We start from the raw sequence: 14,618 nt of genomic DNA on the forward strand, positions 1-14,618 counted from the left end.
TGCGGAAAATCTCGTAAAGTTTTTTATTCCTTTAATATAGTTTGTTATATTCTTGTTTTGGTTTTTTGCTCTTGTTGCTATATACCCTATATAGCTTAGAAGGAGGTTCATTAAATTAGGGAGAAGGAATCGGTAATGTCTCTGAATTAAAGAAATTTAATCGTGGAAATGGAGATATCCATACATTTGCATCACGACAAGCTATTCGATACGATATGGTTCGTTTAGGCGCTGAACGTTATGGTTGGAACTTAGATACGGTTGGCCGTGACAAAGGGGGGAAGGGGAGGGGGGGGAACAAACGCCCAGCTAGCATTCGGTTGTCACATGCTGTTTCTCTTGAACCGTACCGAGGAGACTTAGAATTTTTAACAAATTTAGGACATGCTTCACGTATCAAAAAAAATCCAAATATCGCAACATCTGAGAGGCATATAAGTTTGTATTCTTATACCATTACTATTGATTTAGATAAAATTGGTGTAGATGGAGAAATTGAATTACCACGTGAAGAAAGGGCAAGACGTATCAAAGAATTCTTAGAAATTGTATTTTCCTTAAATCGTAATATTCGAGGGCGACAAGAGGATTTATCCCCTTTGTTTGTAATTGGTGGTCTATATGCTATTAATCAACCCTATTTCTTAGGACGTACACAATTAGTTCCGGCAAAACGTGAATACCGTCTAGACTCTATTATGCTACAAGAAATTTTAGAACGTCGCAGTATGGGTCATACTGTACAAGAACAAACGCATGTTGGTCTATTATCTGGTGTTTTCGCGAATGAAGGGGAACTACGAAATCTTGTTTCAAGCGACTCAATCCATACAATTCAAGGTATGCTAGATTATCTATTACAACAAGTGGAGAATTATTATGTCGGCTAATACAGCGTTACAAGTAAAGTTGTACCAACAAACCGCGTGTTATAAGAAACCAATGGCACAAAAAGCAAAGGAAACTTATCCTCTTCTACCATACAGTACGGTGAAGGGGTTCCTTCACTATGTATTAGGTGCAAATGAATTAATTCCAATAGAAATCAGCATCCAAGGTACTCATGAGGGAAAGCTGTTTGATTTGCAAACACACCATTTTTACAAGTCAAAAAAAGTTATAACAATGCCCATGCATGTTCATATGCTAAAAGAAATCTCCCTTATTTTCCATGTACGTGCCGAACAAGATGTATTGGAACAATTACAAATAGCATTAGAAAATATCAATGAAGCACCATGCCTTGGCCGACGTGAAGATTTAGCAGTTATTGAAGATGTGAAATTGGTAACGTTGAACGAAAGGCATACAAAAGAAATCATCACACTCAAAAATGATTTTTATATACCACGTCATGACATTGTTAATCGTCTTGATTATATGAATTATAAAGGGATTTCCTATCGTTTAAACACGGTATATCAAGTGAAACAAGGAATTCGTACTTGGGAGACGGTTCAAACGCAATTATTCCGTAAAGGAGAAGGGTTAAATTCACCTCAATATATGGAAGATGAAGATGGCTATATTGTATTTTTCCATGCCTTATGAGTAAGCATGGATTTTTTTCAGGAGGGGAAACATGGAAAATTTCATTTACGCAAAGTGGGATCAGCAAACAGGAGAATTTGAAACATTACAAGAACATACGGGACGGGTATTAGAAAACTTATCTTTACTAAAACACTCGTATGGATCTCTGTTGTCAGAAGAGATTTGGCAACTTGCACATGTAGCTGTCCAATACCATGATGCGGGAAAAATTTATGAGGGATTCCAACAAATTATTAAACTTAATATGGGGTTATCTCCTTTAACAAAGCAAGAAATTGAAAAAAAGTATTCTAATGTTCCTCATGCTTTTATTTCCTTGCTTTGTGTTCCATTCTTAGAATTACATTATTTCAAAAGTACAGAACGGGTTGTGAAAGAGGCAATTGCACATCATCATGTACGAAACGTAATGTTTGATGCCAAAATACTAAATGCAGTTTTACCAGATTTAAAAGAGAAAATAGACCGTTTGGAGCAAGAATTGTGCTGTTCGGTTAATAAAAATCTTGATACTACGACTATAGGTTGGAAGCCAATTAAGAAAAAAGATAAAGGCTATCCTCTTCTTATGCTTGTAAAAGGACTTTTAAATCGTGTAGATCATGCGGCTTCTGCAGGAGAACTTGTGGAATATCATGCGGACAAAGGAGTTGGGACTTATGTCGATAAATTTCTAAAAAAGAATGGTCATCAACCACGCAATCTACAACTCTTTTCTTACGAGAATCGAAACAAGAATATTGTGGCTGTTGCACAAACTGGTATGGGAAAAACAGAAGCTTCTTTATTTTGGATTGATGATGCTAAAGGTTTTATTAAACTCCCTATCCGTGTAAGTTTAAATGCCTTGTATGAGCGTATAACAAATGGAATGGGATATGCAGATAAAGAGGGGCAAGCGATTGCTGGGTTGCTACACAGTGGTAGCGTGGATTTTCTACAGACATTAAACAATGATTACGAAACCAATGAGCTTATCTATGAACAGTCTCGTTTATTGAGTAAAAAGTTAACATTTAGCACAATTGATCAAATTTTGAAGTTTCCATTTTTATTTCGAGGATATGAGAAATACTTGGCCACAATGGCTTACTCTAAGATAGTCTTAGATGAAATACAAGGTTATTCTCCGAAAATCTTAGCTGGTTTACTCAAAGCATTGGAAATGATTCATCAGATAGGCGGGGAATTTATGATTATGACCGCTACACTTCCTACTGTTTTTATGGAAACAATGGAGAGACGAGGCAAAATCAAGGTAAGTGATTTTGTAAAAGAGGAATTCTATAATGACTTAATTCGTCACCACATATCTATACGCAAAACAATGATTGATAAAGATCTAGAACATATTCGTGAAGCTGGACGAAATAAACGTGTATTGATTATTGCTAATACCGTGAAAGAAGCAAAACGTATATATGGGTTGTTTCATAATGAAAATGTAAGGTTGTTGCACACGCAATTTATTCAAAAGGATCGTGCAGTTTTAGAAGAAGGAATTAAGAAGTTCGCACCAAATGATAAAAACCGTGAAAAACAAAGTGGCATTTGGATTACCACACAGCTTGTAGAAGATTCATTAGATATTGATATTGATTTTGATTTGTTATTTACTGAAATCTCTACATTAGATAGCTTATTTCAGCGTTTAGATCGTTGTTATCGTGGAAGAGCCTATGAGAGTCCAGAACCTAGTGTTATTGTTTATACAGAAGCACAAGGGATAGGATTCGTTTATGATGAGGATATTGTTCATAACGGTTTAAAACTTTTAGAACCCTTTAATGAACAAAAAGCTACATGAAAAAACAAAAATGGAGCTTGTTGAAACATTATATAACACAGAAAACCTAAGCAAAAAATACTTAGACGAATTCTATCAAGCTTTAAAAATATTAGATAAACTACCACTAAATGATATGTGAAATATAGAAGCGCAAAGGTTGCTGCGTGATATTGATAATTATCAAGTTATTCCCTGTTCTATATATGTAGAGAATCTTAAGCTATTGAAAACATTTAAACAGGAAAAAGATTCTAGACAGCGAAAAGTATTACGAATGCAAATCGAAAAGCTTACAACCTCTATTTCTAGAAAACAAGTTCAACGATACGGAATCGAAACAAAAGCAATTGATATTCCTGGGCTTCAATACATTCACACTCTAAATTGTAAGTATGATTTTGATAAAGAAAAGAGAACAGGAACAGGAATTATACTTTCGTAATTTTGCAGTGATCGCCGCTATTATCAAACGTGTAGAAACTCTTATTATGATAAGGACTTTCAGCATGTTGTAAGAGAGTACAAAAACACGATCGATGATTTGTTGCAAAATATGGATTGATACATATGATAAAATGTTGCTATCATAAGGTATACCATTCGTGTATAGATAGAGTTTTATCTGAACCATGTGGGATATAAAGTTGTAAAAAATATAAAACGCATACGCTCCATTAATATCGTTTCATCTAAACGATATGATATATAAAGGTTTCCCGATTTTTAATTCGACTTTATCTTAAATTCGTCTTATCTAAACGTAGTAGGGTATAAAGGGTTCCGTTGCAAAGTTTGAAAAAATCCATAAACGGGTGGATAAATAAGAGAAAAACCTTATGCAGTGGCCATTAATTGTTGTAACTCATTGTACACTGAAAAGGCGAAATCTGTTTATATATAGCTTGAATCATTTCGATTCCCTTGATAGTACGAGAAGCATGACGAAGAGTTTGAAATCATGTTGATTTCACAAACCGGCTTTTGACATGTCGATGATCTTGTTCAATGAGATTATTACGGTGTTTAATGGCACAGTGTTTGGTATGGGTATAATAATCGGCTTTCTGTAATTTTTTGAATGCACAAAGTAAAGCTGGGGCCTTGTCTGTCGTAAGAACCAATGGTTCTCCAAAATGTTTTACCAGTCTTTTCATAAAAGTATAAGCAGCTTGATGATTACGTGTTTTTCGAAGTTGAAAGTCCAGTGTATGTCCATCACTATCAATGGCGCGATATAAATAACACCAGTCTCCTTTGATTTTGATATACGTCTCATCAAAATGCCAAGCATGGAGTGCGGATTTGTTTTTCTTCTTCCATATTTGATAGATTACATTACCATATTCATGAACCCAACGTATGATTGTTGTGGGATGAACTGATACACCACGTTCCTTCAGAATTTCAGATACATCACGATAGCTTAAAGAAAAACGATAGTAATAGCCAACGGCTACTAAAATAATGTCTTTCTTGAACTGTTTTCCTTTAAAATGTTTCATGTATCATTCTCCTCAACGCATTTTTCCTACAGTTTAGCTTCATTAAAAAAACTTTGCAGCAGAACCCTCAAGCGTATGCAGGAGGTCCGAACGTTAGGTGGGAGGTAAATTTCGGTTTGGCGTTATAGCCAAAATACGGTAGCAAACTGAGTGCCTACAGATTGTTCAGTGAGAACTAAAAATATAAGACTCTTATTTTGTGGATATAACCATAAAGTAAGAGTCTTATTTCATGAAATTTGGTCATATATTTATCCTCTTATTTTCACCTTTTAATCACCTATTCTCACAATGGGCTTCGTTGCACATAACCTTGAAATGAGAGCTGTGTAAAAACACTTTCTTATAAAAAATTCCCTCAATTAAGAGGAGGGCGCTATTATGTTAGAGTGTAAGAATTACTTTCATTTCAGTTATCCTTTTTTTCTTACTAATAGACTATATCAATAAATCTATTCTTTTTTGTTGTTTCGTTTTCATACTCTTTCATCAACCTATAAAACGTACTTTTCTTCAGCTGGAGCAATTCCATACATTGTACAGCTGTTATGTCTCCATTTTGAATGAGTTTCTTCTATTAATTTTCTCAATATAGGTATATCTGATTTTGATAGAAGAAAAATTCAATTCATGTTATATCTGTATTGGGGAATCTATTAGGGGAAAATATTGTAAAAACGATATGAGGAGGAATAAAATATGTCTTGGAAAAAACAATTAGGTTTGGGAATGGTTTCAGCGGCACTTGGCTTATCTTTAATTGGTGGGGGAACATATGCTTATTTTAGTGATCAAGTTGTGACGAATAACTCAGTCGCCGCAGGGACATTAGATCTTGCTATACAGCCTACCACTTCTCTCAATTTAGATAATTTAAAACCGGGGGATAAAATTTTAAAAAAATTCAATTTGAAAAATAGTGGTACGTTAGATATTAAAGATGTTCTAATGAAAGTAGATTATACTGTGAACGATTTGAAACGAGATAATCAGGAAGATGATTTTGGGAAACATATTAAAGTACAATTTCTTTGGGATTGGGATCCAGCAAAAAGTCCTGTATACGAAACAACTCTTGCAGAATTAAAATCACAAAATCCGGAAGTCACGTCTCATAAAGTATTCCTTGCAAAATGGGCAGAGACGGGTGGATTAAAGGCGGGTAAGATGGATTGGTTCTGGATAAAGTTTATCTTTGAAGACAATAAAATGGACCAGAATATGTTCCAGGGAGATAGTATTGCGATGGAAATGGAGTTCCATGCAAATCAAACAGAAGGACAAGAAAGATAATATTGCAAGATATATATATAAAATTCAAGACTTCTAAGACCTAATATTTTAGAAGTCTTACTTTAATATTTCAAATCGAGGTAATACTTGTGAAGAAAGAGTAAACGGTAACTATACAAACCTTTTACCTGTTAAAAAAACTTTGCAACAGAACCCAACACGTTATCTTGGTTCTTATGTTTATTTACCTTATGTCTCATATAGATTGTTTAATACACAAAAACAGGGTGCTTTATCCAGATATAGTGTTAAACCTAAAGAAACACCATAACAGTTAGTCATGGTGTTTTTCTATATTAAAAATTTGTTGGTATTCATGAATGAATATTCGCCAGAGAAGTAAATATTCTTCATTTATCATTTTTAGCCAAGAAGACTCCTTCCTCAAGGAACATGAAGGGCCACGGCCCAGTGAGTAGGCGGGAGCTGAATTGGCTTCGAACAAGGGATGGCATACTGCCATCTCAATTGTTCGACATATATAACTTATTATTGGATAATTTGTCATCATCATTTCACTACATACCGAATGTACGTTTGTTGTATAATGGAGATATATCGAAATGGGGGTGAAAGAAATGATGATCAATCGAGCATATAAATTTCGTATCTATCCAAATACAGCACAAGCAATTTTAATCAATAAAACCATTGGTTGTTCTCGTTTTGTATTCAATCATCTCCTATCCCTATGGGATAATACATACAAAGAAACAGGAAAAGGTTTGACATATGGGACATGCTCTGCCAAACTTCCTGCCATGAAGAAAGAGTTTGTTTGGCTCAAAGAAGTGGATAGTATTGCGATCCAATCGTCTGTTCGCAACCTTGCGGATGCGTATACACGCTTTTTCAAGAAACAAAACAGTGCCCCACGTTTCAAATTTAAAAAGAATCCTGTGCAATCTTACACCACAAAACAAACGAATGAAAACATTGCTGTTGTAGGAAACAAAATGAAATTGCCGAAACTAGGTCTTGTTCGATTTGCCAAAAGTCATGAAGTGAATGGACGTATTATAAATGCTACGGTCAGACGGAATCCTTCTGGCAGATACTTTGTCTCATTGTTAGTTGAAACAGAAGTGCAAAAACTTCCGAAAATACATTCTTCCATCGGAGTTGATGTAGGACTAAAAGATTTCGCCATTTTGTCAGATGGAACATCCTATAAAAATCCTAAGTTTTTTCGATCATTAGAAGAGAAGTTAGCAAAGGCGCAGCGAGTTCTTTCTAGAAGAACGAAAGGATCTTCTCGCTGGAATAAACAACGAATTAAGGTAGCTAGAATTCATGAATACATCACTAACGCTAGAAAAGATTACTTAGACAAAATCTCAACTGAAATCATCAAAAACCACGATGTGATTGGTATAGAGGATTTACAAGTATCGAATATGCTACAGAATCATAAGTTAGCAAAGGCGATTAGTGAAGTATCATGGTCTCGGTTTCGAACCATGTTGGAATATAAAGCAAAATGGTACGGCAAACAAGTCATTGTTGTATCAAAAACATTTGCTTCCAGCCAATTATGTTCTTGTTGCGGCTATCAAAATAAAGACGTTAAAAATCTAAACTTACGTAAATAGGAGTGCCCTTCTTGTGGTACGCATCATGATAGGGATAGTAACGCAAGTATCAATTTGAAAAATGAAGCGATAAGGCTTCTAACCGCAGGGACTGCGGAGATAGCCTAATCAATTAGAGTTCGATAGAACTCTTTACTTAAGAATCCCCCACTTTCACTTCGTTTAGAAGTGAAAGTGGGGGTAGTTCAAATAAATGAAAAATTCAAATAGAGCCTTCTCTTTTTAAACACCATGTATTTTTTCCCATTTACAATTTGAAACAAAACAATATGACTATCATTCAAGTACACTGAAACCTATTCATATAGTAGAAATATCCATTTTAAGATAATGATACGTTTCAAAATCTTCATTACATATATCTGTAACTAATTGTATAGCCTCCGTATCATAAAAACTCTGATATGTAAGCAGTCAAGGGAATGATGGATCTGTAATGTCAGCTTCAACGTAGCATGCTTCTCGTACTATCAAAGGAATCGAAACGATTCAAGCTATATATAAACAGATTTCGCCTTTTCAGTGTACAACAATTAATGGCCACTGCATAAGGTTTTTTTCCTTATTTATCCACTCGTTTATGCTTTTTTCAAACTTTGCAACGGAACCCGCGATCGTATGGTTGGTTGCGAAAAAGAATGAAAATTCAGATAATATTTTCTGAAATGTAGCAAATGATTTACTGGAAAAGTAAAATTCACTATTAAATAATTTCTACGATAGACAAAAGATTGATTAGGGTGAATTTCCTATCTATTTCACTCTATTTTATTGTGATTATTTTCAATATAGTAAATAAACATTTTGTAATTTTACTAAATATTGTTGATAAATAATTACATATATTGCTATTTCTTGCTGCTATTTGATATATTCTATATTAATACAAGGGGGGATATACAATCGCTAAAATTTAGAATTTTCCTTCTTTTAAAATTGAAGATAAAAAAAGGGGGCGAAGGATATGGAAGAAACAATTCGTTTGAAAGATTTATTTGATATTTTGAAAAAACATGTATTAATAATCTTATCTATTGCCATTGGAGCTGCAATTGTAAGTTCAATAATAAACTTCTATTTCGTAACACCTATCTATCAATCTTCTACGCAAATTTTGGTAAATCAAAAGAAGCAAGAAGGGGTAATTCAACCAGGAGAAGTTCAAACTAATATTCAGTTAACGAATACATATAAAGTCATTATCAAAAGCCCTGTCATTTTAGAACAAGTGAAAAATAAGTTGAAATTAGGAATTTCTGTACAAGAGTTGAGTAAGAGGATCAATGTAGCAAATGAAAAGGATTCTCAGGTGATTATTATTACTATACAAGATGAGGATATTAAAACAGCAAGCAATATTGCTAATACAATAGCTGAGGTATTTAAAGATGAAATTGCAAAAATTATGAATGTGGATAATGTTACGATTCTTTCAAAAGCAGAAATAAATGAAGGAGAGGCACCAGTAAAACCTCGTCCAATATTAAATATTGGAATCGTTTTCGGTATTGGTTTAATATTAGCGCTTGGACTAGCATTTTTACTAGAGTATTTGGATAGCACTTTGAAGACGGAGGAAGACATTGAAAAAGAGCTCCAATTACCCGTTTTTGGGGTTGTTACTCATATCAGTGAAGAAAAAAGGAATGTTAATAATGGTTTGACAGATACAAAGAAAGTGAGGAAACGTACAATTGGTTCTTAAAAAAAAGAAACAAAGACAACAGCGACAGTTAATCACCCATATTCAGCCCAATTCTTCTATAGCAGAGCAATATCGTAATATCCGAACTAATATTGAGTTTGCTTCGGTAGATAAACCCATAAAATCATTACTTATTACATCTCCAAATTCTGAAGCTGGTAAGACAACGACTGCCGCCAATATAGCTGTGGTGTTTGCACAACAAGGTAAAAAAGTATTGATAGTAGATACGGACTTGCGCAAGCCGGTATTACATCAGGTATTTCATGTAGATAATAGGTTCGGATTAACTAGTGTATTAACAGGAGCATATGTGCTTGAAGATTGTATTAAACAGACAGAAATAGATGGATTATTTTTATTGCCATGCGGGCCAATTCCACCTAATCCATCAGAATTACTAGGATTAAATTCAATGAAAGAAATCATGGCAACATTGCGACAAATATACGATTTTATAATTTTTGATACACCACCAATTTTACTAGTAGCAGATACACAAATTATGGCAAATCAATGTGAGTCATCCATTCTTATTATTCGTTGTGGTGTTACAGAAAAAGATGAGGCGTTGAAAGCAAAATATATATTAGAGAAAGCACAAGGAAAACTTTTGGGTGTGGTATTAAATGATAAACAGCAACAACCTGGGGAAGAATATTATTATAACTAGTAAAAAAATATAAGAGGAGAGGATGAAGCAAAAGTATTGATTTACATTGTCATATTTTTCCGGGTACAGATGATGGAGCACGTACTATGACTCATAGTATTGAGATGGCAAAGATGGCAATAGCGGAGGGGATTCATACTATTGTTGCTACTCCGCATCATCAAAATGGTATATACATCAATACAACTAGTAATATAAATTACCAAGTGAAACAAATTATATTTTAAAGGATCCGGGACTAAATGCTACAGTTCTACCATGTCAAGAAGTTCGATTATACACTTAATTAATAGAACATTTAGATAAATCGGATTATCCCTATTATTGTTCATCCTGAAAGAAATATAGAATTAATAGAAAATCCGAAGAAATTATATAAGTTTGTTAACCAAGGAGCTGTAACTCAAATTACTGCGAGTAGTTTGAAAGGAATGTTTGGAAGTAAAATTTAAAAATTAAAATTCGGTGTATTTGTTGTATATAAATTTAAAGAAAATGCATACTTGGCGATTAGTGGAAAAGAAGTTTACAGAGAAGAACCAGAGTTAATACGTTATAAAAAGTTATTTAATCTTTTTTAAACAGGTTCCAACCTGGTGATGTCTCCTTACCAATATCAATGGAGGCACTCGATCACGCTGTGGGTAGACTATATTAATTACCTTAGACGCTTGTCGTCAAAAGTGTGATGTGAGGCTGGGTTAAATGCCCAAATTTTTAATTATAAAGCTAATTAAGTGATTAGGAGAAATAAGAATTCAGAGATGTATTTATGGTTTCTTTAGGGGGTACGACAATTGACGTATAAAGGAAGGATATGCCTATTAATATTACTAGATTCACTGATTGTTTTAACTTCAGTATACTTAAGTTATTGGGTTTTATTACCTGATTTATTAAATGAATCACCGGAGATTTTTATTTCAAATTCCATTGCGTTATTGTGTAGTCATCATTTTTTTGCCTATACTTATAAATTGTATAAAAAAGCCTGGGAGTACGCAAGTATAAGAGAATTAGAGCAAATTTTTAAGGCCGTTACTTTTTCTGTCATTATTATTGTAGTTGTCCAATATACAACTGGACAATATGTATATCTTCGGATTTTAGCGATTACATGGATGCTGTATATATTATTATTCGGGGGGTCACGTTTGACATGGCGTATTTTTCGAGATAGATATATTACGAAAAACGTCGATAAAAAACGTACACTTATTGTGGGAGCCGGTTCAGCAGGAACAATGGTCGTAAGACAATTACAACAAAATAGAGATACTAACTTAGAAGCCGTTGCCTTTGTTGATGATAATAAAACAAAACAAAATTTAGAGGTTTATGGTATTCCAGTGGTTGGGACGACAGTAAATATTCATCAAATAGTAGAGAAACATAAAATTGAACATATAATTATTTCTATTCCATCATTGAAGAGAAAAGAAATAAATAAGATCTTTCAAGAGTGTATAAAAACAAAAATGAAAACACAAATTGTACCAATGTTAGAAGATATACTAGATGGGAAAGTTTCTATTAATGAATTTCGTGATGTTAAGGTTGAAGACTTACTAGGTAGAGAGCCGGTTAAATTAGACAACGTAGGTATTACTGAAACAATTACCGGTCGTACAATTCTAGTCACAGGTGCTGGTGGATCAATTGGATCTGAAATTTGCCGACAAGTAGTGAAATATAAACCAGAAAAAATTATCTTATTAGGGCATGGAGAGAATAGTATCTATAAAATTGAAATGGAGTTACAGGAATACGATAAAGAAAACGTAAAAATAATAACAGAAATTGTTGATATTCAAGATCAAAATAAGTTATTTAGTTTAGTAGAAAAACATAAACCATACATTATATATCATGCAGCAGCACATAAGCATGTACCCCTTATGGAACGCAACCCAGAAGAAGCTGTAAAGAATAATATAATAGGGACTAAAAATATTACAGAAGCCGCAGACATGTTTAAAGTAAATACGTTTGTTATGGTTTCAACTGATAAGGCTGTTAATCCTACAAGTGTAATGGGAGCTACAAAACGTATTGCTGAAATGATTATTCAACATATGGATACGGTAAGTAAAACAAGATTTGTGGCTGTTCGGTTTGGAAATGTGCTAGGAAGCCGTGGCAGTGTTATTCCGTTATTTAAAAAACAAATAGAAAAGGGTGGACCTGTAACTGTTACTCATCCAGAGATGGTCCGTTATTTTATGACAATCCCAGAAGCGTCACGACTTGTAATACAAGCCGGAGCTTTAGCAAAGGGTGGTGAGATCTTTGTACTGGACATGGGAGAGCCAGTTAAGATTGTCGATCTTGCCAAAAGTTTAATTACATTGTCTGGATATCCTATAGAGGAAATTGGTATTGAGTATACAGGGATGAGACCTGGAGAAAAATTATATGAAGAGTTATTTAAAGATATTGATGTGTTTGTAAACCAAGTGCATCCGAAAATTTATGTAGGTAAACCGAAATTTATCGAAATTACTATTATTCTTTATTTGATAGATAGTTTTCAAGAGTATGATAAAGATATGTTGAAAAGAGCAATCTTTGATATAGCATATGAGAAAAAAGTCAATAGCCCAGTTATGAAAATATAACTAATGGGATTAGGGGAATTAAAATGGACTTATCGGAAGAAAAAAAACTCTCAAACAGAAATGCACCTTTAACATTGAAGCGAAATTTTTTTTATACAGCAACAGCAAATCTTATATATGCTTTTAGTCAGTGGTTGATTATTTTATTAATGGCGAAACTAGGAAGTGTAGAAATGGTTGGACAATATTCTTTAGGATTAGCCGTAACTGCTCCGGTATTTTTGTTTCTTAATATGAATTTAAGAAGTATACAGGCAACAGATACACAAAATAGTTATGAATTTACAGATTATTTTATAAATCGAGTTATTACAAGTTTTGCAGGAATTATAATAGTATCTATTATTTCATTACTAGAAATGTTTAGCGATCAAACGAGAGTAATAATACTGTTAATGGGGCTAAGCCGTTTTTTTGAATCTTTGTGTGATGTATCCTATGGGTTATATCAACAAAGAGAGAGAATGGATTATTTGGCTGTTTCGAAGATTATACAGAGTATATTGGCAATCCTACTAGTAACTCTGTCTATGATGATATTTGAAAATTTAGTGTGTAGTGTGATTTTTTATTGTTTAACATTTCTATTTGTTTTGATTGCATATGACTTTAGAAAAATTCGATTATTAGTGGATTTTAATGCATGTGGATCATTAAAAAGAACTAGCAAATTTTCTAACGTGAAAGGATTAATTATACTGGGATTACCATTGGGAATTGTATCATCATTAGATACGTTTAATGCTAATCTTCCTAGATACTTTATTCAATATTTTTTGAATGAAGAGGCATTAGGATATTTTTCTTCCATAGCATTTATTATGTCAACAGGAGCTACTGTTATAAATGCACTTGCGCATTCAAGTATTCCAAGGCTATCAAATTATTACAGAGAAAATTATGAGTTATTTAAAAAATTATTATTTCAACTGATCTGTCTAGGGGTACTTATAGGGGGGGGAGGTATTATAATAAGTTACATATTCGGTGAGTACATATTAAACCTCATATATACAAGTTCTTATAGTTATTATAATAACGTATTTATTATTATTATGGTGGCTGGGTTAATCTGGTATGTAACTGGCTTTATTAGTAGTGCCCTTACTGCAACTAGAGAATTTAAAGCGCAGGTTCCTATCCATGTAATTACAACAGTTGTTACAGCCGTATCATCAGTGCTGTTAATACCTAAATATGCTTTAATAGGTGCTGCAATAATAGTTTGTATTTCAAATACGTGCAGATTTATTTTAACATTGGTAACTCTTAATAAAATTGTCAGTAAAAATTTAAAAAGAGGTATTGAAAGATGCGTTTAAAGACATTTTTTCAAAGGAATGGTTATGTATTAGGTTTTTTTAGATTGTACACAAGAAGTTTTATAAAAATACTAAATGTACTAAATACAATTAGATGGAGGCTTGTAGGGATTAGATTAGGTAAGGGTTCAAAAATACAGGTTGGTACTAAAATAGAAAATCCTAAACAAATAGTATTAGGGGAGAATTGCTTAATTGCAAGTGGCACTGTGATTGATAGTGAAAATAATGAGGGTAAGTTAATTTTAAAAAATAATGTTCAAATTAACAAGGGGGTAAGACTAGACCATACTGGTAATCTAATAATACATGATAACGTGCTAGTCTCTGAGTATTCAACAATATATACTCATAGTCATGGATACAAACCTAGATCTAAACCAATTCCTCAGGGTTTAATTATTAAAGAAAACACATGGATTGGCTCACATTCTATTATCTTATCAGGAATTAATGAGATAGGAAGTAACGCGATAGTAGCCTCAGGGTCAATAGTTACTAAAACTATAGAATCAAAATCTGTATATGGGGGAAACCCAGCTAAGTATATTAAATCTTTATAGGAGCTAT

General features: G+C 33.3%; 10 protein-coding genes and 3 pseudogenes. 12 read left to right on the forward strand and 1 reads right to left on the reverse strand.

Features of this window, described 5'->3' with window-relative positions; all coding sequences use genetic code 11:
- The first annotated feature begins 128 nt into the window (after positions 1-128).
- The 4 genes from cas7i (at position 129) to I6L50_RS35345 (ending at position 3,785) form a co-directional block, all read left to right on the forward strand.
- Positions 129-890: a type I-B CRISPR-associated protein Cas7/Cst2/DevR gene (gene cas7i / locus I6L50_RS32790; RefSeq protein ID WP_257475530.1), complete on the forward strand. Its 762-nt coding sequence runs from the start codon at positions 129-131 to the stop codon at positions 888-890.
- A complete protein-coding gene (gene cas5b / locus I6L50_RS32795; protein WP_219304571.1) occupies positions 880-1,551 on the forward strand; it encodes a type I-B CRISPR-associated protein Cas5b in 672 nt (223 codons plus the stop codon). Before cas7i ends, cas5b begins: the two co-directional genes overlap by 11 nt.
- 31 nt (positions 1,552-1,582) lie before the next feature.
- Positions 1,583-3,361 carry a CRISPR-associated helicase Cas3' gene (gene cas3, locus I6L50_RS32800; RefSeq protein WP_257475515.1) on the forward strand — a complete coding sequence of 593 codons (1,779 nt, stop codon included), beginning with the start codon at positions 1,583-1,585 and terminating at the stop codon, positions 3,359-3,361.
- Positions 3,362-3,566: 205 nt separating this feature from the next.
- Positions 3,567-3,785 carry a hypothetical protein gene (locus I6L50_RS35345; RefSeq protein WP_257475516.1) on the forward strand — a complete coding sequence of 73 codons (219 nt, stop codon included), beginning with the start codon at positions 3,567-3,569 and terminating at the stop codon, positions 3,783-3,785.
- 392 nt (positions 3,786-4,177) lie between these two features.
- Here the strand turns inward: I6L50_RS35345 and I6L50_RS32805 are convergent.
- A pseudogene (locus tag I6L50_RS32805) lies at positions 4,178-4,845 on the reverse strand (IS6 family transposase).
- Positions 4,846-5,544: 699 nt separating this feature from the next.
- Here I6L50_RS32805 and I6L50_RS32810 point away from each other — a divergent pair.
- The 8 genes and pseudogenes from I6L50_RS32810 (at position 5,545) to I6L50_RS32845 (ending at position 14,611) form a co-directional block, all read left to right on the forward strand.
- Positions 5,545-6,138 (forward strand): TasA family protein, encoded by a 594-nt coding sequence (locus tag I6L50_RS32810; protein WP_219304573.1) that lies wholly within the window; start codon positions 5,545-5,547, stop codon positions 6,136-6,138.
- 578 nt (positions 6,139-6,716) lie between these two features.
- Positions 6,717-7,838: pseudogene (tnpB, locus tag I6L50_RS32815) on the forward strand (IS200/IS605 family element RNA-guided endonuclease TnpB).
- 856 nt (positions 7,839-8,694) lie between these two features.
- Entirely contained in the window at positions 8,695-9,435 is a 741-nt protein-coding gene (locus I6L50_RS32820) for a YveK family protein (protein ID WP_219304575.1), read from the forward strand.
- Complete coding sequence (locus tag I6L50_RS32825; RefSeq protein ID WP_219304577.1) at positions 9,425-10,108, forward strand: CpsD/CapB family tyrosine-protein kinase; 684 nt, start codon at positions 9,425-9,427, stop codon at positions 10,106-10,108. The genes I6L50_RS32820 and I6L50_RS32825 overlap by 11 nt, the downstream gene beginning before the upstream one ends.
- 86 nt (positions 10,109-10,194) lie before the next feature.
- Positions 10,195-10,689: pseudogene (locus I6L50_RS32830) on the forward strand (hypothetical protein).
- A 216-nt stretch (positions 10,690-10,905) separates the two neighbouring features.
- Positions 10,906-12,726 (forward strand): polysaccharide biosynthesis protein, encoded by a 1,821-nt coding sequence (locus I6L50_RS32835; protein WP_219304579.1) that lies wholly within the window; start codon positions 10,906-10,908, stop codon positions 12,724-12,726.
- A 23-nt stretch (positions 12,727-12,749) separates the two neighbouring features.
- Complete coding sequence (locus I6L50_RS32840; protein WP_219304581.1) at positions 12,750-14,048, forward strand: oligosaccharide flippase family protein; 1,299 nt, start codon at positions 12,750-12,752, stop codon at positions 14,046-14,048.
- Positions 14,039-14,611, forward strand: a complete 573-nt coding sequence (locus tag I6L50_RS32845) for an acyltransferase (RefSeq protein ID WP_219304588.1) — start codon at positions 14,039-14,041, stop codon at positions 14,609-14,611. Before I6L50_RS32840 ends, I6L50_RS32845 begins: the two co-directional genes overlap by 10 nt.
- Positions 14,612-14,618: the final 7 nt, after the last annotated feature.

This window comes from Bacillus sp. FDAARGOS_1420 (assembly GCF_019344915.1).
Lineage (GTDB): Bacteria > Bacillota > Bacilli > Bacillales > Bacillaceae_G > Bacillus_A > Bacillus_A mycoides.

What these genes read in the sequence shown, in the direction of transcription:
- I6L50_RS32845 (WP_219304588.1), top strand. Translation starts at nt 14,039, where the DNA reads ATGCGTTTAAAGACATTTTTTCAAAGGAATGGTTATGTATTAGGTTTT.
- I6L50_RS32810 (WP_219304573.1), top strand. Translation starts at nt 5,545, where the DNA reads ATGTCTTGGAAAAAACAATTAGGTTTGGGAATGGTTTCAGCGGCACTT.
- I6L50_RS32820 (WP_219304575.1), top strand. Translation starts at nt 8,695, where the DNA reads ATGGAAGAAACAATTCGTTTGAAAGATTTATTTGATATTTTGAAAAAA.
- cas5b (WP_219304571.1), top strand. Translation starts at nt 880, where the DNA reads ATGTCGGCTAATACAGCGTTACAAGTAAAGTTGTACCAACAAACCGCG.
- cas3 (WP_257475515.1), top strand. Translation starts at nt 1,583, where the DNA reads ATGGAAAATTTCATTTACGCAAAGTGGGATCAGCAAACAGGAGAATTT.
- I6L50_RS32840 (WP_219304581.1), top strand. Translation starts at nt 12,750, where the DNA reads ATGGACTTATCGGAAGAAAAAAAACTCTCAAACAGAAATGCACCTTTA.